Annotated in this window: 23 protein-coding genes and 3 pseudogenes; all 26 read left to right on the forward strand. The window is 42.8% G+C overall.

Annotated elements, in window-relative coordinates; all coding sequences use genetic code 11:
* Positions 1-57: 57 nt before the first annotated feature.
* Positions 58-141 (forward strand): annotated as a pseudogene (locus tag WMO75_RS13280) (Maff2 family mobile element protein); the annotation flags it as partial.
* Positions 142-164: 23 nt separating this feature from the next.
* The gene (locus WMO75_RS13285; protein ID WP_004612759.1) at positions 165-1,034 is read left to right on the forward strand and encodes a VirB6/TrbL-like conjugal transfer protein, CD1112 family; all 870 of its coding nucleotides are present in this window, start codon (positions 165-167) and stop codon (positions 1,032-1,034) included.
* A gap of 17 nt (positions 1,035-1,051) precedes the next feature.
* A complete protein-coding gene (locus WMO75_RS13290) occupies positions 1,052-1,426 on the forward strand; it encodes a PrgI family protein (protein ID WP_117547081.1) in 375 nt (124 codons plus the stop codon).
* Complete coding sequence (locus WMO75_RS13295; RefSeq protein WP_349078221.1) at positions 1,404-4,223, forward strand: VirB4-like conjugal transfer ATPase, CD1110 family; 2,820 nt, start codon at positions 1,404-1,406, stop codon at positions 4,221-4,223. Before WMO75_RS13290 ends, WMO75_RS13295 begins: the two co-directional genes overlap by 23 nt.
* Before the next feature lie 94 nt (positions 4,224-4,317).
* A complete protein-coding gene (locus WMO75_RS13300) occupies positions 4,318-4,629 on the forward strand; it encodes a hypothetical protein (protein ID WP_118753323.1) in 312 nt (103 codons plus the stop codon).
* A gap of 32 nt (positions 4,630-4,661) precedes the next feature.
* Positions 4,662-7,133: a C40 family peptidase gene (locus WMO75_RS13305; protein ID WP_118408426.1), complete on the forward strand. Its 2,472-nt coding sequence runs from the start codon at positions 4,662-4,664 to the stop codon at positions 7,131-7,133.
* Between the two features lie 17 nt (positions 7,134-7,150).
* A complete protein-coding gene (locus WMO75_RS13310; protein ID WP_117944175.1) occupies positions 7,151-7,489 on the forward strand; it encodes a DUF4315 family protein in 339 nt (112 codons plus the stop codon).
* Positions 7,479-8,162 carry a CD1107 family mobile element protein gene (locus tag WMO75_RS13315; protein ID WP_015540963.1) on the forward strand — a complete coding sequence of 228 codons (684 nt, stop codon included), beginning with the start codon at positions 7,479-7,481 and terminating at the stop codon, positions 8,160-8,162. Before WMO75_RS13310 ends, WMO75_RS13315 begins: the two co-directional genes overlap by 11 nt.
* Before the next feature lie 90 nt (positions 8,163-8,252).
* Positions 8,253-9,740: a DNA topoisomerase gene (locus WMO75_RS13320; protein WP_349078222.1), complete on the forward strand. Its 1,488-nt coding sequence runs from the start codon at positions 8,253-8,255 to the stop codon at positions 9,738-9,740.
* Positions 9,737-11,659: a recombinase family protein gene (locus tag WMO75_RS13325; RefSeq protein WP_003023119.1), complete on the forward strand. Its 1,923-nt coding sequence runs from the start codon at positions 9,737-9,739 to the stop codon at positions 11,657-11,659. The genes WMO75_RS13320 and WMO75_RS13325 overlap by 4 nt, the downstream gene beginning before the upstream one ends.
* Positions 11,656-12,039, forward strand: a complete 384-nt coding sequence (locus WMO75_RS13330; protein WP_226854829.1) for a TnpV protein — start codon at positions 11,656-11,658, stop codon at positions 12,037-12,039. The genes WMO75_RS13325 and WMO75_RS13330 overlap by 4 nt, the downstream gene beginning before the upstream one ends.
* 109 nt (positions 12,040-12,148) lie before the next feature.
* Complete coding sequence (locus WMO75_RS13335) at positions 12,149-12,397, forward strand: ferredoxin (protein ID WP_117553177.1); 249 nt, start codon at positions 12,149-12,151, stop codon at positions 12,395-12,397.
* Entirely contained in the window at positions 12,375-12,665 is a 291-nt protein-coding gene (locus tag WMO75_RS13340; RefSeq protein WP_349078223.1) for a molecular chaperone, read from the forward strand. Before WMO75_RS13335 ends, WMO75_RS13340 begins: the two co-directional genes overlap by 23 nt.
* Before the next feature lie 215 nt (positions 12,666-12,880).
* Complete coding sequence (locus WMO75_RS13345; protein ID WP_117553178.1) at positions 12,881-13,630, forward strand: hypothetical protein; 750 nt, start codon at positions 12,881-12,883, stop codon at positions 13,628-13,630.
* Between the two features lie 289 nt (positions 13,631-13,919).
* Positions 13,920-14,300, forward strand: a complete 381-nt coding sequence (locus WMO75_RS13350) for a hypothetical protein (RefSeq protein ID WP_003023131.1) — start codon at positions 13,920-13,922, stop codon at positions 14,298-14,300.
* A gap of 28 nt (positions 14,301-14,328) precedes the next feature.
* Positions 14,329-14,775, forward strand: coding sequence for a hypothetical protein (locus WMO75_RS13355; RefSeq protein WP_003023134.1), 447 nt, complete (start codon positions 14,329-14,331; stop codon positions 14,773-14,775).
* A gap of 366 nt (positions 14,776-15,141) precedes the next feature.
* Entirely contained in the window at positions 15,142-15,711 is a 570-nt protein-coding gene (locus WMO75_RS13360; protein WP_118710272.1) for a DUF6560 family protein, read from the forward strand.
* 61 nt (positions 15,712-15,772) lie between these two features.
* Positions 15,773-16,156, forward strand: a complete 384-nt coding sequence (locus tag WMO75_RS13365; protein WP_003021642.1) for a hypothetical protein — start codon at positions 15,773-15,775, stop codon at positions 16,154-16,156.
* A 181-nt stretch (positions 16,157-16,337) separates the two neighbouring features.
* Positions 16,338-17,873: a plasmid recombination protein gene (locus WMO75_RS13370; RefSeq protein ID WP_181968097.1), complete on the forward strand. Its 1,536-nt coding sequence runs from the start codon at positions 16,338-16,340 to the stop codon at positions 17,871-17,873.
* Positions 17,874-18,040: 167 nt separating this feature from the next.
* Positions 18,041-18,550: a DUF5104 domain-containing protein gene (locus tag WMO75_RS13375; RefSeq protein ID WP_024720781.1), complete on the forward strand. Its 510-nt coding sequence runs from the start codon at positions 18,041-18,043 to the stop codon at positions 18,548-18,550.
* Positions 18,551-18,888: 338 nt separating this feature from the next.
* Positions 18,889-19,359 carry a hypothetical protein gene (locus WMO75_RS13380; RefSeq protein WP_022616344.1) on the forward strand — a complete coding sequence of 157 codons (471 nt, stop codon included), beginning with the start codon at positions 18,889-18,891 and terminating at the stop codon, positions 19,357-19,359.
* 197 nt (positions 19,360-19,556) lie between these two features.
* A complete protein-coding gene (locus WMO75_RS13385; protein ID WP_117553179.1) occupies positions 19,557-20,195 on the forward strand; it encodes a CHC2 zinc finger domain-containing protein in 639 nt (212 codons plus the stop codon).
* A complete protein-coding gene (locus WMO75_RS13390) occupies positions 20,107-21,483 on the forward strand; it encodes a virulence-associated E family protein (RefSeq protein WP_349078224.1) in 1,377 nt (458 codons plus the stop codon). The genes WMO75_RS13385 and WMO75_RS13390 overlap by 89 nt, the downstream gene beginning before the upstream one ends.
* A gap of 248 nt (positions 21,484-21,731) precedes the next feature.
* Entirely contained in the window at positions 21,732-21,929 is a 198-nt protein-coding gene (locus WMO75_RS13395; RefSeq protein ID WP_005335835.1) for a hypothetical protein, read from the forward strand.
* Positions 21,930-21,970: 41 nt separating this feature from the next.
* Positions 21,971-22,642 (forward strand): annotated as a pseudogene (locus WMO75_RS13400) (DNA topoisomerase); the annotation flags it as partial.
* Positions 22,643-22,660: 18 nt separating this feature from the next.
* Positions 22,661-24,801, forward strand: a pseudogene (locus WMO75_RS20115) (DNA methylase); the annotation flags it as partial.

The following is a 24,801-nucleotide window of genomic DNA, read 5'->3' on the forward strand; positions in this document are numbered from 1 at the left end:
CATATAGATTTTTTGTACGCCGCCGCCCGCCATCGAGCAGAGTTTTACACCTAATTGGGGATAAAACAGCTGATGGCAGGAGGCGGTGTCGTTCTGATCGGCACCCAGCTGGTACCGTTACTGTCCGGATTGTTCAGCTGAGAGAAGCAGGAGGGAGATGACTCATGGATCGGATATTTGAAGCGATTGAAGAATGGATGAGGAATCTTCTGACAGGCATGGTAAGTTCCAACCTGACAACAATGTATACCGATGTCAATGAAAAGACCGGTCAGATTGCTGCTCAGGTTGGGCAGACACCGCAGGGCTGGAATGGCAGCATTTACAGCATGATACAGAATCTTTCCGAGTCGGTCATTGTACCGATTGCCGGTATGATTATCACATTTGTACTTTGTTATGAGCTGATCTCCATGTTGACGGAAAAGAACAACATGCACGACATCGACACCTGGATGTTCTTTAAATACTTTTTCAAGATGTGGGTGGCAGTCTGGATCGTCAGCCATACCTTTACGATCACGATGGCGGTATTTGATGTCGGGCAGTCCGTAGTCAGCCGGGCAGCTGGGGTTATCAGTTCTGATACAGCGATCAATATAGATACGATGATCTCCACGATGGAGACGGCGATGGAATCTATGGAGATCGGTGAACTTGTCATACTGGCACTGGAAACGATGCTTGTAAGCCTGTGTATGAAGATTATCTCAGTCTTTATTACAGTGATTTTGTATGGACGTATGATTGAGATTTATCTCTATTCGTCCGTTGGAGCGATCCCGTTCGCAACCATGTCCAACCGGGAATGGGGGCAGATCGGGAACAACTATCTTCGTGGATTGTTTGCACTGGCATTCCAGGGATTTTTTATGATGGTCTGCGTGGGAATCTATGCGGTCCTGGTCGCAAACATCCAGATGTCAGATAACATACATTCTGCATTGTTCGGCGTGATGGCATACACGGTGATCCTGTGTTTCAGTCTGATGAAAACAGGAAACTTCGCCCGCAGTATCTTTAACGCCCATTAAGAAAGGAGGAACTGGCAATGGCATTTGTATCTGTGCCTAAAGACTTAACCAAGGTCAAGAATAAGATCATTTTCAATCTGACGAAACGGCAGCTGATCTGCTTTGGGATTGCGGCGGCGGTAGGGCTTCCGTTTTATTTCTTAAGCAGGGGAATTATTGGTTCCAGTAACGCAGCGACCGGGATGTGCCTTCTGATGCTTCCGGCATTTTTGTTTGCCATGTATGAGAAGGATGGACTCCCGTTAGAAAAGGTCTTAAAAAATATGATCACCGTAAAATTTATCCGTCCTCCGGTACGCAAGTACCAGATGGAAAATATGTACGAGAAAAAGTATACCGTGGTCAAAAAGAAGAAAGGGGGAACGAAGGGTGTTAAAAAGAAAAAACGATAGACAGCCGCCACAGAGCTTAGACGAATTATATCCGGATGATTACTGGCTGGATGAGGAGGATGGAGAAGAAGAACTTCCAGACCCCGCAATGAAAAGAAAACCAGTAAGCGGCAGACTGCATGATGAGCCTATGGTGACAGGGTATGAAGCACTGGAACGGCAAAGAGGTGTCCGCAGACCGAATCGGAAACTGACACGCAGGGAAAAGAAAGCCCTCAAAAGGGCACAGAAATATGAAGAAAAACTGCATAAGGAACATGAAAAAGCGGATAAGAAAAATGCAAAAAGGGAAGCAAAGCTGGCAGCCAGAGCAGAAAAGCAGGCAGTGCGTGACGCAAAGAAAAACGCAAAAAAGAAAAAGAGCAGATCTGTCGCAGCACCGTCGGGGCAGCGTCCGGCAGGAAAAGTGGTTTCCGGAACGAAAGGCAGTGGGACAGGAAAGAAAACACCGGATAGTGCCAGAGATAAGAGGATCACTGCACAGCAGTCGATTCCATACCATGAGATGGGAAGGGACGGTATCTGCCGGGTGCAGGACAAGTTTTATTCCAAGACGATCCGTTTTTATGACATCAACTATCAGCTGGCACAGAATGAAGATAAGAACGCCATCTTTGAAAACTGGTGTGATTTCCTGAATTACTTTGACAGCACAATTCATTTTCAGCTGTCTTTTATCAACCAGCACAGCAACATGGCAGAGTATGAGAAGGTCATCCATATCAATCCGCAGGAGGATGAATTTGATGACCTACGTATGGAGTTTGCCCAGATGCTCAATAACCAGCTGGCAAAAGGAAATAACGGGCTGATGCGTACCAAATATATCACATTTGGGATTGAAGCGGAGAATATCCGGGAAGCACGGCCAAAACTGGAACGTATCGAGTCGGATATTCTGAATAACTTTAAGATCCTTGGGGTATCTGCCTATCCGCTGAACGGAGAGGAACGGTTACAGATCATGTATGAAACCTTTAACCAGGACAGCAAAGTTCCGTTCCATTTCTCTTATGACGATGTACTTCGGACAGGGCTTAGTACCAAGGATTATGTCGCACCGACCAGTTTTGTATTTAAGAATGGAAAAGATTTTGAGATGGGCGGCACGATGGGAACTGTTTCCTATTTACAGATCCTTGCACCGGAACTTACCGACAAGATGCTGGCAGAGTTTTTGGAGATGGACAGCAACCTGATGGTGAATTTCCATATCCAGTCCATCGACCAGATGAAGGCAATCAAGCTGGTAAAAAGCAAGGTGACGGATATTAACCGTATGAAGATCGAGGAACAGAAAAAAGCAGTCCGGGCAGGCTATGACATGGACATTATCCCTTCGGACTTAAATACATACGGTGGGGAAGCAAAAAGGCTTCTGGAAGATCTACAGTCCAGAAATGAGCGAATGTTCCTTGTAACAGCATTGTTCTTAAATACTGCACCGACCAAACAGGAACTGGAAAATGTGGTGTTCCAGACTGCCGGTATCGCACAGAAATATAACTGTGCATTGAAACGGCTGGATTACCAGCAGGAGCCGGGACTGATGAGCTGCCTGCCGCTTGCGGTGAATTTTGTACCGATCAAACGGGCACTGACAACGACATCCACGGCAATTTTTGTCCCGTTTACCACACAGGAATTATTTATGGCTGGGGAATCTATTTATTATGGATTAAATGCCCTGTCCAATAACCTTATCATGGCAGACAGGAAGAAACTGAAGAACCCGAACGGACTGATTCTTGGTACACCGGGTTCCGGTAAGTCGTTTGCGGCAAAACGAGAGATTGCAAATGCATTTATCGTGACGAAAGATGACATTATCGTCTGTGACCCGGAGGGGGAGTATTATCCGTTAGTCCGGGCATTTCATGGACAGGTGATCCGTATTTCCCCGACCAGCCACGATTATATCAATCCGATGGATATTAACCTGGATTACGCTGACGATGATGACCCGCTTTCCTTAAAATCGGACTTCATCCTGTCTCTTTGTGAGCTGGTAGTAGGCGGAAAGAACGGACTGGAGCCGGTTGAAAAGACCGTCATTGACCGATGCGTAAGGCTGGTCTATCAGGATTTCCTTTCTGACCCGGTACCGGAAAAAATGCCGATTTTAGAGGATTTATATAATCTTCTCCGTAATCAGAAAGAGCAGGAAGCACAGCGTCTGGCAACGGCACTGGAGATTTACGTCAATGGTTCCTTAAAAGTGTTTAACCATAGAACCAACGTGGAACTGAGTAACCGTATCGTATGTTTTGACATTAAGGATCTGGGAAAACAGCTGAAAAAACTGGGTATGCTGATCGTGCAGGACCAGGTGTGGAACAGGGTAACGGTCAACCGTTCTGCGAATAAGAGTACCAGATATTACATTGATGAGTTCCATCTGCTCTTAAAAGAGGAGCAGACGGCAGCATACAGTGTGGAGATCTGGAAGCGTTTCCGTAAATGGGGTGGTATCCCTACGGGTATCACACAGAACGTAAAAGACCTGTTAGCCAGCCGGGAGATTGAGAACATCTTTGAAAACTCGGACTTTATCCTGATGCTCAACCAGGCATCTGGTGACAGACAGATCCTTGCAAAACAGCTCAACATTTCCCCTCACCAGCTTTCTTATGTAACGAACAGCGGGGAAGGTGAGGGACTGGTCTTTTATGGCAGCACCATTATCCCGTTCAAGGATAAGTTTGATAATTCCCTGATGCTGTATGCCCTGATGACTTCTACGCCGGATGAGGTGGAAAAGCGTAAGAAACTTGGTATCGGAGAACGGGACGATTAAAGAAATAAACGAAACAAAATAAAACAGAGTAGAGGATGAGCCGGAGGAATACTTCCGGCAATTTTTCTGCCTGGAAATCATGGAGGATTACAAGATGGAAGATTACAGAAACATGGAGAGATGCAGCGGCGAACCTTGCTGCATATTTGCAGAAAGAATCTGTGCAGACAATGAAAAGGAGATTTTGAGAATGGAAAAGGACACAAAGGAAAAAGTGACGGCTGATGAAATGATGGATGACCTTATCTATCTGGCGGAACTGATTGATTTCATGGGAATTACATCTTGTCTGGCTGTAAGGGGAACTTTAAGTGAGCGAATGACAGACAAGCTGACGGATTCCATTGCAGGGATGGCAGATGAAGTGTTGGAGAAATGGGAGGACTATCAGGATAAGACAGAATAACCGGGACAAAGCAGTAAAGGGGATGGTCAAAGTTGCAGGAGCATGAGTATAAGGCGAGAGATAAAACCGTCCAGAAGATGAGCCGGGATGGACTGCGGGAAGAAAACCTCCGGAACAAGGAAGAAAAAAGGATCACCGGGCGGGATACGGATACCGAGATTTCCCGCAGTGAGAAGAAAGAGGAACTGGATTTTAGTAAACGCAGACATGAACGGCTGAAAGAAGAACGGGAGATGGAACAGCCGGAGCAGAGTTCCAGAAAACCAAGATATAGTAGAGATTATGTATCCGACCAGGATATAAAACCAGATATGGATGAAGATGTAGATACAGATGTAGATGTTTCTGTTGAAAATGGAGAAAATCCCAAATCTGCATTTCGCACAGAGAGTATCCGTGGACAGCCAAGAGGAGAACGGGCGTATCTGGAGACAGTTGCGGACAGCCGGGACCTTCGGAAGAAAAAGATGGTCAGGGATTATGCTGCAAAGGAAAGAAGGAAGGAAAAGGAGGCTTCCAGAGAGGAAAAAGCAGCCAAAAGAGAATCTGCCCGTTACCGGGCAACTTCCGAAGTGATGGAAGATTCCCTGGACGAGTTCCAGGAGGAGATTAAAGGCAAGTCCAAAAGGGAACGGGTGCTGAAAGAGCAGCGGAAAAAAGTTTCCCGCCTGTCTTTCGGGGATGAAGGTGACGGTATGGTACATGGTGCTGGCATTGGTATCCGGAATCCGGCATCCGCAGTCAAAGATGCGGCAGTCACTGCAGCCCATTGGAAAACTCACGAAGAAGAGGACGAGAATGCGGCAGTAGAAGGGGCACATCGGGCAGAGCTTGCCGGGGAAAGCCTTGCAAGGAAATCCATTTACATGAGGCAACGCTTAAAAGGAAGGAGGGAAGAATCCCGGAGATTAAAAGAAAGTGTACTGGATGAAGCAGAAAAGAGCAGGCTGATGTTTGAAACTGTCTATGAAAATAAAGCAAAAAATGCAGTGAAAAAAGAAGCCGAGCAGAAAAAGAAATCTGCTCTGCAGAAACTCTTTCAGAAGAAGCGTTACCAGAAGCAGTATCAGGCAGCCAGACAGAGTAAAAAAGTAAAGGATGCGGCGATCACTTCCGCACAGAAGTTTACGGAAAAAGCGAAAGATGCAGTCAAGATGGTGGCAGCACAGAACCGTGGGATTTTTGCTACGGTAGCCATTTTTGCCCTGATCTTTTTGCTGATCGCAGCCAGTTTTACCAGCTGTACGGCATCACTGCAGGGAGCGTCCTCTGCTATCATCTCGACCAGTTATTCCAGTACGGATGAGGATATTTATGCTGCTGAAAATGCGTACCGGGCTTTGGAAGAAGCACTGAACACACAGGTCAACCAGATGGAATCCACCCATCCGGATTATGATGAATACCGGTATCAGATTGATGAGATTGGTCATAACCCATATCAGTTGATCTCTTATCTTACGGTAAAATACGGCGGCTTCACTTACGATGAAGTGGCAGATGAGATTAAGGAGATCTTCCGACAGCAGTATGGAATCACCACAGACTCTACCAGAGAAACAGTTACAGAAACCAAGACTGTCCGGGTAGGGGAGTCCTTGGGACTGGTTGTGACAAGTGGGTACTGTAACTGCCCAATCTGCTGTGGCCAGTGGAGTGGCGGACCGACAGCCAGTGGGGCAATGCCGACAGCAAACCATACGATTGCCGTGGATGCGGCGAATCCATTTGTGCCGATCGGGACCCATGTCGTCATGAACGGTGTGGAATATGTAGTAGAAGATACCGGAGCGTTCGCAAGATATGGGGTACAGTTCGATGTTTACTATGACAATCATGCGGCGGCATCCGCACATGGACACCAGACATGGGAAGCCTACATAGCAGACAGCAATGGAAACCAGGAAGTGCAGGTCACGACTACAAAAGAGGTGAACCGTCTGGATGTGACGATGACAAACCACAGCCTGGATGCCGTGTTAAGGAGCCGTATGACAGAGGAAGAACAGGAACGCTACGATGCGTATAACAAATATTACGGCAACCGTGATTATCTGTTTGATCTAAACAGCATACCCACCGGAAGCAGTGGATTTGGTTATGACATACCGGCAGATGCTTTATCTGATCCACAGTTTGCAAAAATGATACAGGAAGCAGAAAAATATCTGGGTGTTCCATATGTATGGGGCGGTTATTCCCCAAGTGGTTTTGACTGTTCCGGTTTTGTGAGCTGGGTTATCAATAACTGTGGAAATGGATGGAATGTCGGAAGATGTACTGCAGATGAGCTGCGGTCACACTGTTCGCAGGTATCTCCATCGGAGGCAAAACCGGGAGATCTGATCTTCTTCCAGGGAACCTATGACACACCGGGAGCAAGCCATGTGGGAATCTATGTCGGCAATAACATGATGATCCACTGTGGCAAGCCTGTCCAGTATACCAGCATTGCAAGTGCTTACTGGCAGGAACATTTTATGGCGTTTGGTCGTCTGCATTAAAGGAGGTGACAGGGCAGATGAACATGAAATTAAAAAAACTTCTGAATGATATTCAGAAAACGGAGGATAAGATTGCTGAATTACAGGAACACCTGAAGCGGCAGAATACATTGAGACAGCAGATGGAAGATATAGAGATCGTTAAGTCGTTCCGTTCCATGAAGCTGGACAGCCGCAGCCTGCTTGTCCTGCTTGACGGGATTCAGAAAGGAACCGTTACGATCCAGATGGATGAGGACGGTGGTATCACGGTGGAGGATGCAAAAGCTCCGCAGAAAAAGGAAAACAACACAGAAGTTCACAGACCACCTGTTGGTCAGATGACAGAAAGAGAGGTTTTAGACGATGAGGAATAAAGTGGTAAAGAAACTGCTTATGATTGCCATGGCAGTCACCATGATCTCCGGGACATCCATTGCTACGGTTTATGCAAATGCAAACCCACCGGCAGAGGAGACAACGACACAGGTAGTAGAAGAAACGGCAACAGAATCAACAGAAGATACGGAGAAGAAAGAGGATACCGGAAGGGTCACCGGGGAAGGAGATAATTCTGCTTTTTCTACTCCGGGAAATGCCCAGCTGGTGGATGATAAGGAAAATGATGATACGAAACAGTTCCTTACCATCCAGACCAAGAAGGGAAATACATTTTACATGGTCATTGACCGTTCCAGCAATACAGAAAATGTATATATGATGTCCCTGGTCGATGAGAATGACCTGGCAGAATTTCTGGATGAGACAGAAAAGAGCAAAGAAACCGAAGAATCAACCGTAGTGATCCCGGAAACCACACCGGAAACTACCCCGGTAGCAGAGGAGGAAACCGAAGTGAAGAAAGAAGAAAAGACAGGAATGAATGTAAAAGGACTTGGAGCAATCGTACTTGCAGCGATTCTTGGAGTGGCAGGTATCGCCGTTTATAAAAAGCATGGACGTGGCAAAGAGGATGACTATGTAAGCGAACAGCTGGAGTTCTCTGACGGACCGTATGTAAATGAAGAAGAGGATGAGGAAGAAGAATAAACTTCCATCTCCAAAGAAGCAACCAAAATAAGGACAGGGGCAGCCAGAGCAGTTTGGCTACCCTTTTTTCAGAAAGGACAAAAAAAGCGTATGTCAAAATTTTTAGTGATCGCAGAGAAACCAAGTGTGGCACAGAGTTATGCCAAAAATCTGTCAGCTTATAAAAAAGAGGACGGATATTTAGAAGGGGAGAGCTGTATTGTCAGCTGGTGCCTTGGGCATCTGGCAGAGTATGCACAGCCGGAGGAATATGACCCGAAATATGAGAAATGGCAGTTTGATGACCTTCCGATTCTCCCGCAGGTCTGGAAGTTGAAAGTTTCCAGAGATAAAAAGAAACAGTTTGATGTGTTAAAAAGCCTGATGAACCGGGCAGATGTGGACTATCTGGTAAATGGCTGTGATGCAGGAAGGGAAGGGGAACTGATCTTCCAGAGAGTGTATGACCTTGCCGGATGCAGGAAACCGGTGAAGCGTTTATGGATCAGTTCCATGGAAGATACGGCAATCCGGATAGGTTTTCAGACAATGAAAGGAGCAGAGGAATACCGGAATATCTGCATGGCTGCGGTATGCAGGGCACAGGCAGACTGGCTGATCGGAATGAACGGAACTAGGGCATATACGACCTGTTATTTTAAACGTCTGGTTGTGGGCAGGGTGCAGACGCCAACGCTTGCCATGCTTGCGGAACGTCAGGATAAGATTGAGCATTTTCAGAAAGAAGCCTTTTATAAAGTAGCACTGACAGACGGAAGGCTTACGGTAGTTTCTGAAAATATTGCAAATGAGGAAGCAGCCGATCTCCTTGCTTCCTTATGTATGGATTCGGAAGCAGTGATTACACAGATAAAGAGGGAACAAAAGAAAGCGTTTCCTCCCAAACTTTATGATCTGACCAGTCTGCAAAGGGAAGCAAACCGTTACTTTGGCTATACGGCAAAGAAAACACTGGATATGCTGCAGGAATTATATGAAGAAAAGCTGGTCACTTATCCAAGAACGGACAGCCAGTTCGTGACGGAGGATATGGGGGATACCGTAGAGGAACTGGTAGGGAAAATGCCAGTCTTACTTCCGTTCTTGGATTATGGACAGCTGGGACATAACATCACCAGAGTGATTAACAATGCAAAAGTATCCGACCATCATGCGATTCTTCCAACAAAAGAAGCCGTAGAAAAAGGAATCTCTGATCTGACAGCGGACAAAAAGAACCTGATGATGCTGGTCTGCCAGCAGCTGGTGCAGGCAACAGGGGAAGAGTATCAGTATGAGCAGACGGATATTATGGTCAAATGTCAGGGACATGATTTTACCGCCAGAGGAAAAGTGCCGGTGCAGATGGGATTTAAAGCGGCGGGGAATGCCTTTAAGAACCAGTGCGTGAAAGCCAAGCCGGAAGAAGAAACGGAAAAAGAAACTTCCATCCCATATGGATATGAAGAAGGAATGACGCTTTCTCCGGTAAAGGCAGAAAAGACAGTGCATTTTACTTCCCCGCCAAAACCATTCAATGATGTGATATTTTGTGAGCGTAAGGAGTGGATAGGAATTGAAGAAAGGAGTTCAGCATGAGAAGAAAAAAAGATAAAAGCAATGGCATTACTGCTTTGTATGAAAGACTGTCTCGTGATGATGATAATGCTGGAGAGAGTAACAGTATCGTTCATCAAAAGCAAATGCTTGAAGATTATGCTATAAAACATGGCTTTACGAATCTTGTTCATTTTACCGATGATGGTTGGAGTGGAGCGACCTTTGACAGACCTTCATGGAACAGACTTGTTGAAGGTGTTAAAAACGGAGAAATCACTGCCTGTATCTGCAAGGATATGTCCAGAATCGGCAGAGATCATCTGCAAGTAGGTTTTTTCACTGACATTCTGTTTAGAGAAAAGGAAGTTCGATTTATAGCAATCAATAATGGTATTGACAGTGACCGTCAAGAAACCAGTGAGTTTGCCCCTTTTCTGAATATCATGAATGAGTGGTTTGTCAGGGACACAAGTAAGAAAATTAAAGCTGTACTGAAATCCAGAGGTTCTTCCGGCAACGCTCATACAAGTAATATCCCACCATACGGCTATTTGAAAGACCCCGAAAACCCCGACCATTGGATTATTGATGAAGAAGCTGCTGAAGTAGTCCGCAGAATTTATCGCATGACTATTGAGGGAAAAGGACCTTATCAGATAGCAAGAGAACTTTCAGAAGAAAAAATAGAAAGACCGTCTTATTATCTTGGAAAAAAGGGACTTGGAAATCATGCAAGCAACTATGACAAAGAAAATCCGTATATGTGGCGAGGAAATCAGGTTACTACTCTGATTGCCCGACCAGAGTATATCGGAAAGACTGTCAACTTCAGGACATTCAAAAATTCCTATAAGGACAAAAAGACGAAAAGGGCAGACAAGGAAGATTGGGTGGTTTTTGATGATACACAAGAGCCTATTGTCGATGAAGAAACATGGCTGCTTGCTCAAAAGTTAAGACAGAATGTAAGAAAAGCAGATCCTATGGGCGAGCCTAATGTTCTGACCGGAAAGATTTACTGTGCTGATTGTGGTGCGCCGATGTATAATCACAGGCAGCGGAAAGGGCGAGAAAGAATATACTATACTGCCAAAGGCGAAAAAAGGACAAGTTATTCCAATCCGGCAGATTGTTATGAATGTTCCACTTATAATCTTGCTTATCAGAAGTATGATCGTCACTGTACTTGCCACCATATTTCAACAAAAGCACTTAAAAGCATCATTCTGAAAACCATACAGGAGACTTGCCATTATGTTTCTTTGAATGAGCAGGAGTTTGTCTATTCTCTGCAAGAAGAATCGGCGATGAAAGATATTGCTGTTTCTGAAACTGTAAAAAACCGCATTGAAAGAAATCAGAAGCGAGTTCACGAACTGGATATGCTTATCAGGAAAATCTATGAAGATAATGTGATTGGAAGATTGCCGGACAGACTTTTTCAGAGTATGCTTACTGATTATGAAAATGAGCAGAACGAGCTGAACAAGATTATTGAGACTGACACCGCTGATATGCAACGGATTATAGGCGGTCAAAATAATGTGGAGCGTTTTCTAAAGCTGGTCAAAAAGTATGAGAACATTACAGAACTTACTCCTGCCATGATAAATGAATTTATCGACAAAATTCTGGTTCACGAGCCACAAGGAAAAGGTGCAGACCGCACCACAGAGGTGGAGATATATCTTAACTATGTCGGGCAATTTCAAGTACCTGTGGAGCAGCATGAACCAACCGAGGAAGAAAGGATTGCTGCTGAAAAAGAGGCGGAACGACTTCGCAGAAAACGAGAATCCAATCGTAAGTATATGAAAAAGATTCGTGAGAAATCAAAAGAATTTGCGGAGCATGAGCGTATAGCAGAAGAAAAAAGCTCTGATAGCAATGTGTGTGTTGAACAGAACGCCACAAGCAAATCAAATCGGCAAAAAGTGAAAGGAGAAAAAATAGCATGACAGAATTGAAACCACGAATCCATGATGAAAGCAATGGTCTGGACTATGTTCTTGTGGGCGATTACTATGTGCCGGACTTGAAGCTGCCGGAGGAACACCGCCCTATCGGTATGTGGGGCAGACTGCACAGGACATATTTGGAGCAGTACCGCCCTGCAAGGTTATCTGCCCTCAGTTTATCCGGCGAACTGCATACTTACCTTGCTGACCTGAACGAACAGGCAGCGGAAAGGTGCAGCCTTATCATTGAGCAGATGAAACAAGCCGAGGGTGTGACCGAAACCATGAAAGCAGATAATCAGATGTTGTGGGTACAGTCCATAAACTCTATCCGTAACCGAGCCGAAGAAATCATCAGACAGGAAATGATTTACTGCTGATTTTATCAAGTCCAAAACCAACAATTTTATATCGTCAACGAAGCGACAGGTATTTCCTTATGAAGTGTCTGTCGCTTTTCATTTATCAAACTTTAAGGAGGAAAACACAATGAAGATGAACCGGAATGAAATGGAAGCCCTTTATGCCTTTGGCTGTCCGAACCTGAAAGCAACTGTCGAGCGTTTGCGTATGGTGGCTGCCCTTGCACCCGATCCGGTGGCGAAGAAGCTGTTTTATATGCTTTCCGTCAAGCTGAGTGCTGAGGGTGTTGAAAGGTGGTATCGTTGCTTTTACCGCAGGCTGAGGGTGTTGAAAAACCGTAGGGAGGGCTGCTATGACGAGACTGACAAAGATTGAGAAAGAAACAATCGTTCTCTTTAATGAGGGCGAGGACAAGGCAAATATCTACACCCACAACGCCGGATTGAAAAAGAGGTTGGCTACTTTTGCTAAGAAGTACCCTGACCTTTGCCGACTGGAAAAATCCAATGTTCAAGGCGGTGTTTCTTATGAGCTGGCAAAGTCCCGTCTGTCTATCCGTTTCCTGCCGCCTTACAGTGAGGAACGCAGACAGAAAGCCAGTGAATATGCGAAAAAGCATGGGCTGAACAGCCAGCAGGGATAATGTGATAATCAGGGCTGATATGCGGTTAAAATGTCAGGTGCAGACCTGATGTTTTGACCGTTGCCTATCGCCTGTGAGGAAAGTATCGGGGACTATGGATTTTGCGGAAATGTGCGTTATAGGTAAGTAAAAAACTACTTGATAGAGCGTGAATTGAATTGTTCATATCGGTATGATATAATTTACTGAAATGAAGCAAGAAGGTGGACTTTTGTATGAAAAAATTTTTGAAAATATTGCTAATCATTGTAGGAATAGTTTTTTTGATTTTTGCAGCGCTGATATGTATTGGACTGTTTGTTGATTATGATGACCATATTGAAAATGGTCGTTATACTTATGTTCCGGAAGATGACAATAAAGACAATGCATATGTCGAATTCAATTTGAGTGATTACGATAAAAAGGATTCTGAACTCATATATTATAGTTCTGTCGAAGAAGCTATTTTGAATTCTCCTTTGAATGCTGAAAATGAAGAATTTTCTGTTCCAGAAGATTTTCTTAATCATGTTGATGAAATATTGCATATATGGAATGGCAAACAGTATGATACTATTTTCTATCGGGCAGGAAGCGATAACGATCCCGTTCAAGGTTTTGTGATGGCACGCTGCAAAAAACAGGTGGAGGAAGCAAGTGTACAATATGCGTTTGTAAATGCTACACCAGCTACCACTACACCAGATACCACTTATGGGGGAGACTTCAAAAAATTTATCCATTTATCTTTAACAATAAGTGATATTCAACAAGACTTAAATCCAAATTATCCGGATACCAGATTCGTTTTTGGCTATGCACATGATAAAGAAATTTACTCATTAGAAGTAGAAGGTCAAAAGCCAGATGGGATTATAGAATATGAAGAATATGGTAGAACGATGTATATGTGGTATTATAACGATTTGAAAAGCAATAAAAGAGGCGATTGTCTGAGCTACTCAGTAGATGTGCCAGAGTAATTTTTCAAATTGGCTAATCTGCCACAACTGAATATGACCGTCAAGGTCAGATGAAGAAACCGATGTATTGAGCGTAAAGCGATCATGCGTCGGTTTTTCTTATTTCATGAGCTGACAGAATTCCGACTGTATATCACCCGTGAGGAAAGTATCGGGGACTATGGATTTTGCATAAATGCGCGTTACAAGGCTTGAACAGGAACTCTGCACACAAATTTTTTCTTCCATTCGTTAAGTTGATGAAGTATAATGAAAAATAAGATAAAGTTAATTCTTGGAGGTGTTATTCATGTTTGGTTTTAAGAAAAATGAAAAGCCAACGCTCATTATTGAAGCAAAAGATCTAATGGAAATTATCAAGTCTGATTATGATAATGATATGGCTTTTACTCTTATTGAGTTTTCCTATAATGAGAAAAAATATGTGATGGGTTCCTGTGTTTTACCTGCTAACGCAGAGGAATGTAAAGAAAATATATCTTTTATATTTCAAGACAGAGTTTTTGAAAGTTTTGAGGAATTTCAAACTGCTATTATTATAGATAATAAAAACATCTTACAATTAGAAAAACCCCTTGAAATTTTAAGAGCAGGAATTATTGATAATGAGCCTATGCTGAAAACGCCATGGGGAGATAAAAGATTAGCTGATAAAGCTGTTAATAAATAGCGTGTCGCTTTGAAAGGAGTACAAATTTATGGCATTATTGATGTTTAGAACTTTTGGAGTGATTATAGTATCATTTATAGTCTTAATTATGTATGTTTTGCATAGAAAGAAAAATGGGAAGTTTATAAAACGAAAGGCTGTCAATGAAGAAGAAAAAATAAAATATCAAAAATGGGAAAAAATAATCAATGTGATGGCAGTTGTTGGGTTATTGATTCTCGGTATATTTATAACTGTTCCTTGTTGCTTGGATATACCTTATTTACTATCTAACAATTTAGTTGAAGTTACCGGAGAAGTTACACAAGGTGCAATGTCAGGAGAAAACTCTAATAGTGAAAGAAGAATACATATTAGAGATGAGAAAACTGGAGAAGAACATTCATTAAAATATTGGGGAACAGGTAGCGATTTAGGAGATAAGATAACTGTAAGGTATTTACCACACACAGAATATGGGTATGTAGTTGAATAGAATAAAAATAAATATCCTATTTTGTTTTGGGAAATTTGTAGATTACCTGTAATCTGCCACAACTGAATATGACCGTCAAGGTCAGATAAAGAAACCGATGTATTGAGCGTAAAGCGATCATGCGTCGGTTTTTCTTATTTCATGAGCTGACAGAATTCCGACTGTATATCGCCTGTGAGGAAAGTATCGGGGACTATGGATTTTGCAGAATTGTGCGTTACAAGGCTTGAACAGGAACTCTGTACACAAAATTTTTTCTTCCATTCTTTAAGTTGATGAAGTATAATGAGATATGAAAAAGTGAGGTTTTAAATACTCGAATTTAAACAATCATTTTTATATAGCTGGAACTATGGAGGGCAAAAAATGAATGATTTTTTACGAATGTGTTTGAATATAATTACACAAATAGGCCCCTATTTAGTTGTACTTCTTCTTTTGAAATATCTTATAAATCTTCAACAAAAGAGAGCTAAAGAACGAGAGGAAGAACAGAAAAAGGGAATAATTAGAACGCATTATACAATAAAAACAGAGAAAACATTGACTATTATATTTGTTTTTGGAATTTTATTTACAGGAGGTTGTACTGTAGCAAGTGCTATCCAACAGGATGATATATTTCCTCCCTTGGTATTTGGCATTGCATTTGTTGTGTTTTTTATAGGCTCATTGAATATGATTATGTGGAAACTGGAAGTGGATGAAGATGAAATCACATGGCGTTCAACTTTTGGCAGAAAGAGAACTTTTCACTTTGAAGATATTACCTATTGCGAGAGAAGGAAAGGTTCTATGCGTGTATATGTAAATGGAGAAAAATTATTTACCATTGATAGTAATATTGACAAAGAAGAATTTATGGAGGACATAAAAAGAAGAAGAATCCCTGTAAAATCTTACTGGGCAAATCAGCATAAGAAAAATCGTAAATGACATAGATTTTATAACAGTACGATGTTAGACAACTGAATATGACCGTAAAGGAAGATGAAATATGAAAAAAGAGTTGAAACAAATATTGCTTATATGTTTATTTTTAATTATTGGTTGTGTACTTGGTTATTTTGTAGCACTTAATCAAATGAATCAACTTAGTGACCCTGAGTACATTGCGTTTTGGACAAGTCAAAATATGTCTGTTCCTGAACCATTAGGATTTACAAGAAGTATTCTTTCTTTTGGATTGCTTTTTGCTGGAATACCAACAGGTTTGATTTTTTATAGTGGTTTAGTTAAGAAATGGCTAACTCCTATCGCACCTAAAATTATAATTGGATTTGTTACTTTCCCGATTTATACACTTGCTGGAGTAATCGGTTCAATTCCTTTTATCATCTATAAAGGAATTTTTCTATTCAAAAATAATAGATGTAAATGACAACGAGCTTTTCAAGAGTAGGGTGTTTATCAACTACTTTTTAAGGCAACCACGCAAGGACGATCAGCTACATAGTTGGTCGTTTTTGTTTATCCATTTGCAGATTATCCGTAATCTGCCACAACTGAATATGAACGTTAAGGTCAGATGAAGAAACCGATGTATTGAGCGTAAAGCGATCATGCGTCGGTTTTTCTTTTTGCAAAATAGTCCGGTGGACTGTTTTGTAAAACCGAAGGAACTGACGGAGCTTGGGACGGGGCGAAGTCAGTTTGTTCGGGCGGGAGTACGGAGGGTGCAACCCTTTGTGCATGGGTACAGGGAATGCAATATCCCTGTGCAGGTCAAGGGCGGCAGCCTTGCCCAGTTAAGTGGCGTTTCGCCACTTAGTACTGGGTATTACTTGACGCAGAAAGCCGCAAGGAATCAGCTTCGCTGCCCTTCTCCCCTGTCGGGGAAATCAAAAAGAAAAGGAGGAACTCATGTGAAATTAACAAGACACAATGGACGAGCCGGAAAGAATGGCGTTTATAATCCGAAGCACAATGACCGCAGTTTTGACATTGCCAACAGCGAACACATTGACGAAGAACGAGCCAAACAAAATCTCTATTGGGACTGTTACAATGGCTTCCGCAATTTCAAAAATCCCGAAAAGGAAAATGAGCTGTCTGCCACTTTTGAAGATGTGGAACAGCTTTTTTATCGTCAGCGGTATCGTGATTTTGTGACCGGACAGAACGAAAGAAATGTGAAGAACCGACACCCTGAAAGAAATAAGGAAACCGGAGATTTACTCAAAAGCAAAAAGACCTGTCCAGAGGAAACGGTCTATCAGATTGGAACGCTTGATAATCATGTTCCACCGGAATTGCTCATTGAGATCGTCACAGAATTTATGGAAATCGTAAATGAGCGTTTCGGTTCTCATGTCCATATCCTGAATTGGGCTCTGCACTTGGATGAAAGTACCCCTCATATTCACGAGCGTCATGTGTTCGACTGTGAAAATCAATATGGGGAGATTGCCCCACAACAGGAAAAGGCTTTGGAAGCACTGGGGTTTGAACTGCCGGAACCGGAGAAGCCTGTCGGAAGAAAAAATAACCGCAAGATGACTTTCGATTCAGCTTGCCGAGTGCTGCTGTTTGATGTGGCGAAAAAGCATGGCTTACAACTGGAAGAAGAACCGGAATATGGTGGTCGTGCATATCTGGAAAAACAGGACTATATTCTTTTCAAGCAAAAGGAGCAACTGGCAGCACAGGAGCAAAAGCTGGAAGAACTCACGATGAAGATTGAGGATGTGGAAGCTCTGGTGGACGAGGTTGCCGATATTGCCTATGACAAGGCGGTTGAGGTCGTTGCTGATACTGTGAAACTGGAAACGCACAAGGAGGATATTAAGCTGGTGGAGCAGTCTAAGGCATGGGTTCTCTCCCCTGAGCGTAAGGCTTCAAAGAAAGAAATCGAGTATGCAACGAAACGATTGGATGGCGTGATTGCCAGAATCACAAACGCTATGAAATCAACCATTCAGAAAATTCAAACCACGCTGATGAAACCGGAGGTCAAAAAAGCCGGAACGGAGCAAATCAAGAAGAAAGCCAAAAGTTCCATTATAGAGCAGTTGAGCCGAAAAAAGAAAGAAATGGCAGAGCGTGAAGTCAGCCGGACACTTCCGGCGAAAAGCAAAAAACAGGATATGGAACTCTAAAGCACTTGCTGTTTTCACTTTGAAAATGACAGGTGCTTTTGCTTTAGGAAGCAAGAAAATATCTTCCATTCTTTAGGTTGATGAAGTATAATGATAGTAAGAAATTTTTTGTAATGACCTTAATCCAATAAGTGATTTTGCAATTATCAAGTAAAGGATGTAATTATATGAAGAAAGTACTGTTGCTTTTCAGTGTGATTATTATACTCGGTTTAACAGGCTGCTCTAACAAATATTTCAATGACTGGTTTAGCTCTGAACAAAATGAAACGGATAAGATGTGTCAACAAATTATCGAGGCATGTAAGCAACAGGATTCAGAGAAACTCAAATCTCTATTTTCCGAAGAAAGCAAAAAGAACATTGAGAATTTAGACACTGAAATCTCTGCTTTTTTCGATTATATTGAGGGCAGTATCCAAAGTTTTGAGGGCGATTGTGCATCATCAAGTGAAAGCAACTATGGTAAAAGGAAAACGGAATTGGATGGTATGTATCTCATATTGACAGAGAAGGAACGGTATTGTATGAATTTTTATATGTATAGTGAGGATGATGAAAATGCCCAAAATGTGGGGATATATAAAATTGAAATTGCATTAGAGAGCGAAGTGGCTGAGGATAATTTTATATGGGATAATCCCCCAAACGGTATTTTTGTTGGAGGACAAAATTGATTTTTGTTATGAGAGAACATTAAAGTATAAATTTCGGATGGTATAAGAAAAACTGACTACAATTAAATCTTCACAGCTTTACTAAGCAAGAGATCCGAATGATATGCTCCCTTCATGATGACAGTTTGTTTTTTCACTGTCTCTCATAAAGGGAGCATATCAGAAAAGGTCTCCTGCTTTTTTTCCCAAAAACTGAATATGGAACTCTAAGGCACTTGCTGTTTTCGTTTTGAAAATGACAGGTGCTTTTGCTTTAGGGAGCAAGAAAATATCTTCCATTCTTTAGGTTGATGAAGTATAATGTAAGCAACAAACTTGAAGTTTAAGGGAATGATATTATGGATTTTGCTATATTTAGATTGTTTATAAGAGTTTCATTATTTGTTATAGCTTTAATTGCTTGCATTATCTATCTAATTAAAAAAAGAAAACTTATCTATTCGATATTTTTTGATAAAGAAGCGATAAAAAAAGAATATACTGGAAAAAATGATATAATATTTCTTCGATTGGCTAATACCATTCTTGTTATAGTAGCTATTCTTTTAATCTTATATTTGAAAGATTTTGTTTTAGATATGCCTTACATCATAAACAAACAGTATAGTTATGCAGAAGGATATGTAACTGAACAATCTCATGGTGGTGCAGATATATCTTCTGAAAGAAGAAGTATTTTTCTATATGATAAAGTTAAAGATGATGAAATCGAAATCACAGTATTTTCAAGGTATGTTGATAAAAATACTTATTTAAAGGTACAATATCTTCCGCATACGAAATATGGTGCTATTGTAGAAAATAAATAATTCATTCTAAAAAGAAAAATCCCAGTTTGTATAACTGGCAACCCAACCACAATTAAATCTTCACAGCTTTGCTAAGCAGGAAATCTGAAAAGGTCTCCTGCTTTTTTGCACCTAAAATTAAATATGGAACTTTAAGGCACTTGCTATTTTCGTTTTGAAAATGACAGGTGCTTTTTTCGTTTCAGGAAAGGAGTCACATGAATGTATTTGAAATTGTAAAAGAAAATGTTACTGCCCGACAAGCCGCAGAAGCCTATGGCTTGAAAGTGGGTCGCACAGGTATGGCGTGCTGTCCGTTTCACTCGGATATGTCCCCCAGTATGAAGCTGGATGAACGCTATTACTGTTTTGGCTGCGGAGCAACCGGAGACGCTGTTGATCTCACAGCGAAGCTATTCGGTATCGGGCTGAGGGAAGCTGCTGTCAAACTTGCTGAAGATTTTGGTCTTAACTATGACAGCCGACAAAAGCCCAGTGTCCGCCCTCGTATTCGTGAGCCGACACCGGAGCAGAAATATCAAAAAGAAGAAAATCATTGCTACAAGGTGCTGACGGATTATTTTCATCTTCTTAGAGAATGGGAAAAGAAATACGCTCCTAAACAGCCGGATGAGGAATGGAATCCTCTGTTTGCAGAAGCACTGTATAAGAAGAACTATATCGAATATCTGCTTGATATTCTTCTGTATGGTTCATTGGAGGAACGAAAAGCACTTGTGGCAGAACAGAGAAAGGAGGTGTTGAAACTTGAACAACGAATTGCAGAACTGTCAGCAGACAGAACCATGCACAGTAGAAGAAATCCGAAACAGCTTAGAGCAGAGCGAGAAAGGTAAGGTTTATAATACTGCCGCAAATTATAAGCGTGTTCTGCAATATGACCCACTTTTGAAAGGGGCTATCCGAAAAAATCTTCTGACCGAAAGAATCGACATTGTGAAGCCACTCGGTTGGTATCGTGACAGCCCGACATTGACGGATGTGGATGTGAAATATCTGCTCCTATATTTTGAAGAAAACTATGGATTGACCGTAGAGAAGAAAATTATAGACGCAGTTGCGGTTATTGCCAATGAAAACCGTTACCACCCTGTCTGCGATTTTCTCAATGCCCTGCAATGGGACGGAACGGAACGCATACGCTTCTGTCTGCACCACTTTCTCGGTTCTGATACAGATGATTACACCTATGAAGCATTGAAGTTGTTTCTGTTGGGTGCTATCTCACGAGCTTTTAAGCCGGGGTGCAAATTTGAGGTTATGCTCTGTCTTGTAGGCGGTCAGGGAGCCGGAAAGTCCTCTTTCTTCCGTTTGCTTGCAGTCAATGATGATTGGTTCTCTGATGACTTGAAAAAGCTGGATGATGAAAATGTGTACCGCAAAATGCAGGGGCATTGGATTATTGAAATGTCGGAAATGATTGCAACCGCCAACGCTAAGAGCATTGAAGAAATCAAGTCCTTTCTGAGCCGCCAAAAGGAAACCTATAAGATACCCTATGAAACACATCCGGCAGACAGAAAACGACAATGTGTGTTTGGAGGTTCTTCCAATACCCTTGACTTTCTTCCCCTCGACCGAACAGGCAACCGCCGCTTCGTTCCGGTTATGGTCTATCCTGAAAGGGCTGAGGTTCATATTTTGGCAGATGAACAGGCTTCAAGAGAGTATATCAATCAGATGTGGGCAGAAGCTATGGAGATTTACAGAAGCGGAAATTTCCGTCTGAGATTCAGTCCGGCTATGAACGCTTATCTGAAAGCCCACCAAAAGGACTTTATGCCGGAGGACACAAAGGCAGGACAGATTTTAGACTATTTGGAACGCTATTCCGGCAGCATGGTCTGTTCCAAACAGCTTTATAAGGAAGCACTGGGGCATGATTATGACGAACCGAAACAATGGGAACTGCGAGAGATCAACGACATTATGAATAACGCTGTCACAGGCTGGAGGGCGTTCAGCAATCCTAGGTATTTTCCAGAGCCTTACCGCAGACAAAAAGGCTGGGAGCGTATCAGGAACGACAACGAGCCTGACAACAGCATGGATGGTTTTCAAGAAATCCCGACAGAGGAAATGGAACAGTTAGGGCTTCCGGAAGAATGGTTGAAGCAAAAATAAAAGCTCGTTGTCGCTTCGGTTGTCGAGCCGGTTGTCGGTCTGGTTGTCGGGCAAAAATCCCGAAAGCCTTGATATTGCGGCACTTTTCCCTCTCTGACAACCATGACAACCAATATTATAAAGAAAAAGGAAATAGTAAAAAGATAGTATCGCCCGATAAAGAAAAAAGGTTTTCTGATGTCCGTTGTCGGAACTTCGTTGTCAGACCTTTCCTTGTCGGGCTTTTTTCATTCAAGGAGGAATATCGTATGACAAATATTGTGAACAGTACACTACCCACCCCAAATAACCATTCGGAGAAAAACAAACCGGATGGAGTTTTTGTGATTAAGCAAGGCAAAACAAATTATAAAGTCAAAGTGTTTTTTGACCATAGTAGCGGTTTGACTGCTGAGGACAGATTGAAACGCATTATTCAGGCAGAAGCAGAGAGAGAATCTGCGTAAGTAATATAAAAAATATCCACGCACCCCCTTGACAAAAGCTTTCAGAAGATACCCTCCTTGCCGCTATGGAAACCGCAGGGAATAAAGACTTTGATTCGGAGACAGAGAAGAAAGGACTGGGGACTCCGGCAACCAGGGCAGGTATCATTGAAAAACTGGTTTCTTCCGGCTATGCAGTCAGAAAAGGAAAGCAGATCTTGCCAAGCACAGAGGGCAGGGAACTGGTGAATGTCATGCCGGCTTATCTGAAATCTGCCGCAATGACTGCCGAATGGGAAAATCAGCTTTTAATGATGGAAAAAGGGCAGATCACCGATACACAGTTTATGGGTGAGATCACTTCTTTAGTCGGTAAGATTCTTTCTGTGTGCAGGGAAATACCGGAAACGGAAAGGAGAAGGTTCCAGAAAGCAAGGGAAGTGATCGGTAAGTGTCCGGTCTGCGGCTCTGATGTCTACGAAGGAAAGCAGAATTTTTACTGCTCCAACAGGCAGTGTGATTTTGCCCTTTGGAAAGAAAACCGTTTCTTAGGAAGCATGGAGAAAACACTGGATAAAAAGATGGCAGTGGAGCTTCTTGATAAAGCCTGCACCCATGTAAAAGGGCTGTATTCCAGAAAAAAAGATATAAAGTTTGACGCAGATCTTTTACTGACACTGGAGGACGGAAAGCCAAGGTTCCATCTGGAATTTCCAAAGAAGAAAAAGAAATAAGACAAGGAGGTAGGCAGTATGTCGAAATTACAGGACATCCGGGAACTGGCACAGGAACATGCGACATTGGTGAGCAGTTCGCCAAGGGACTGGATGGGTTATATGGATACCGCAGCGAGACTATACCGGTATCCTTTTACAGACCAGTTACTGATCCACGCACAGCATCCACAGGCAACCGCCTGTGCGTCCCTGGAACTGTGGAATGAGAAGATGTTCCGCTGGGTAAACCGGGGAGCTAGGGGAATCGCCCTGCTTGACGAGAATGGTCATAATACCAGACTCCGGTATGTGTTTGATATTTCAGATACGCACATGGTGGCAGGCGGAAGAAGCCCTTACCTGTGGCAGATGCAGGAACATCAGCAGGAAGAGATCCTTAACCATTTAGCAGAAGCGTATGGTCTGGAAGAAAAAGATACAGGGACTTTATCGGATGCGTTGATGGCGGTTGCAAGGGAAATGGTCGCAGACAGTCTGGAAGAATATCTGGACGGCTTGGAATATGCAGCGGAAGGAACGTATCTGGAAGATCTGGATGAAGTTACGATCCGCAGTGATTTCCGCCAGCTTGCAACGGACAGTGTATATTACATGCTTTCCAGACGATGCGGGCTTGAACCGATGGAACTTCTGGAAGAAGAGGACTTCATGCATATCACAGATTATAACCGGCTGTCTGTACTGACCTTTCTTGGAAATGCAGCAAGCCAGATCAGTGAGAGTGTTCTGATTGACATTGGAAGGACGGTACATAAAATTTCTCTGGAAGAAGCCAGAAAAGAGGTTGAAATTTCCAATGAAAGGAATTATAATAACTTTAACACGTTAATGCGTGAAAATAAAAATAAGGGCGTAGAAAACAACAAAGAAGAAAATATCGAGAATGAAGGAGGAACCGACTATGGAACTGACATATCATCGCAAGGGGGATTACCTGTTTCCGAACCTGACCGTAGAGGAGGAAGAAGTGACAATAGGGAAATACGGGATGCTTCGGAGGACATTCCTGAAGGAACACAAGAACAGCCTGTATCAGAGCCTGTTCCTGACAGGAAAGCTGAACAGCCATCTGGCAGAGATCGAGAAGGCAGCACAGGAGAGGATGGACAGCCAGATGGAGAAACTGCTGAAGAACCATCCGGCACCGGACAAGGAAGCAGACCCGATGGCCTGGACAGCACATATGAACGCACTGATGGCAACAGCGGAAGAGAGCATCTTGACGGAATTGGTATACAGCTAGTTGAAGATACAAGAGAAGATGGACTGAGCAAAGCAGAGGAAGAAATTGCCTCTGCTTTATCTTTGCCCGAATATCCTACAGCAAATGAACAGAAAAGGCAGATTGGTGAAAGAGTAGCTGCTTTATATGCCGGGGAGATTCCTATTCCGGAAAGTGTTGTGGATGATATTTTACGGACGGGAGGAAACCGGACAGGAAGCCAGCTGCGTATCATCTATAACTTTATGAGTGAACAGTCACCGGGAGAATACACGGAGTTTGTAAAGCGTGAGTATGGAAAAGGCGGCAAAGGTTTTCAGATGGATGGAAGGGAGTATTCCGTCTGGTTTGATGAAACTGGGATGCAGATCGCAGTCGGGCATACGGTGGCAGACCAGATTCTGGATAAAGCCTTTTTATCCTGGAAAGATGTCAGCAGACGTATCCATCAGCTTTTAGACCAGGGTGAATATGCACCGCAGTCTGTATTGGATGCAGCAAGAAACAATGCAGTAAAAGAACATGCACAGGCTCTTGCCTATATGAAAGGGGATATGGCAGAAGGGGTAGCCGAGATTGTTTTTGATGAGGAGGATTTACCACATCTTCACAGTATCTATCCGGAGATCACGGATTATCTGGAAGAAAAGCTGGAAGATCCACAGTGGCTTTCGGAACTGAATGAAAGACTGGATGCACTGGCAGAAGCCTATGAAGAAAATCATTCCATTATGCGTTTCCATCATTATGATCCTATAAATATCTCAAAGCAGTTTCAGAAGTTTGCGGATGAGGTCATCCCTTATCAGGCAAGAGACGGGTTTGCATGGAAAGACCATCCGATGTTCATTACGCAGGATGAGATTGATGCTTATCTTGCAGGAGGTGGAGCGTATTCGCAGGGCAGGCTTAGGACGTATTCCTTTTATCTGCT

The organism is Blautia intestinihominis, assembly GCF_040096655.1.
Lineage (GTDB): Bacteria > Bacillota > Clostridia > Lachnospirales > Lachnospiraceae > Blautia_A > Blautia_A intestinihominis.

Bases quoted from the DNA above. Each gene is read 5' to 3' on its own strand.
- WMO75_RS13385 (WP_117553179.1), top strand. From the start codon at position 19,557: ATGAATGTATTTGAAATTGTAAAAGAAAATGTTACTGCCCGACAAGCC.
- WMO75_RS13345 (WP_117553178.1), top strand. From the start codon at position 12,881: ATGAAAAAATTTTTGAAAATATTGCTAATCATTGTAGGAATAGTTTTT.
- WMO75_RS13355 (WP_003023134.1), top strand. From the start codon at position 14,329: ATGGCATTATTGATGTTTAGAACTTTTGGAGTGATTATAGTATCATTT.
- WMO75_RS13310 (WP_117944175.1), top strand. From the start codon at position 7,151: ATGAACATGAAATTAAAAAAACTTCTGAATGATATTCAGAAAACGGAG.
- WMO75_RS13320 (WP_349078222.1), top strand. From the start codon at position 8,253: ATGTCAAAATTTTTAGTGATCGCAGAGAAACCAAGTGTGGCACAGAGT.
- WMO75_RS13285 (WP_004612759.1), top strand. From the start codon at position 165: ATGGATCGGATATTTGAAGCGATTGAAGAATGGATGAGGAATCTTCTG.
- WMO75_RS13300 (WP_118753323.1), top strand. From the start codon at position 4,318: ATGGAAGATTACAGAAACATGGAGAGATGCAGCGGCGAACCTTGCTGC.
- WMO75_RS13365 (WP_003021642.1), top strand. From the start codon at position 15,773: ATGAAAAAAGAGTTGAAACAAATATTGCTTATATGTTTATTTTTAATT.
- WMO75_RS13360 (WP_118710272.1), top strand. From the start codon at position 15,142: ATGAATGATTTTTTACGAATGTGTTTGAATATAATTACACAAATAGGC.
- WMO75_RS13325 (WP_003023119.1), top strand. From the start codon at position 9,737: ATGAGAAGAAAAAAAGATAAAAGCAATGGCATTACTGCTTTGTATGAA.
- WMO75_RS13290 (WP_117547081.1), top strand. From the start codon at position 1,052: ATGGCATTTGTATCTGTGCCTAAAGACTTAACCAAGGTCAAGAATAAG.
- WMO75_RS13380 (WP_022616344.1), top strand. From the start codon at position 18,889: ATGGATTTTGCTATATTTAGATTGTTTATAAGAGTTTCATTATTTGTT.
- WMO75_RS13315 (WP_015540963.1), top strand. From the start codon at position 7,479: ATGAGGAATAAAGTGGTAAAGAAACTGCTTATGATTGCCATGGCAGTC.
- WMO75_RS13335 (WP_117553177.1), top strand. From the start codon at position 12,149: ATGAAGATGAACCGGAATGAAATGGAAGCCCTTTATGCCTTTGGCTGT.
- WMO75_RS13340 (WP_349078223.1), top strand. From the start codon at position 12,375: ATGACGAGACTGACAAAGATTGAGAAAGAAACAATCGTTCTCTTTAAT.
- WMO75_RS13350 (WP_003023131.1), top strand. From the start codon at position 13,920: ATGTTTGGTTTTAAGAAAAATGAAAAGCCAACGCTCATTATTGAAGCA.
- WMO75_RS13330 (WP_226854829.1), top strand. From the start codon at position 11,656: ATGACAGAATTGAAACCACGAATCCATGATGAAAGCAATGGTCTGGAC.
- WMO75_RS13375 (WP_024720781.1), top strand. From the start codon at position 18,041: ATGAAGAAAGTACTGTTGCTTTTCAGTGTGATTATTATACTCGGTTTA.
- WMO75_RS13395 (WP_005335835.1), top strand. From the start codon at position 21,732: ATGACAAATATTGTGAACAGTACACTACCCACCCCAAATAACCATTCG.
- WMO75_RS13370 (WP_181968097.1), top strand. From the start codon at position 16,338: ATGCGTCGGTTTTTCTTTTTGCAAAATAGTCCGGTGGACTGTTTTGTA.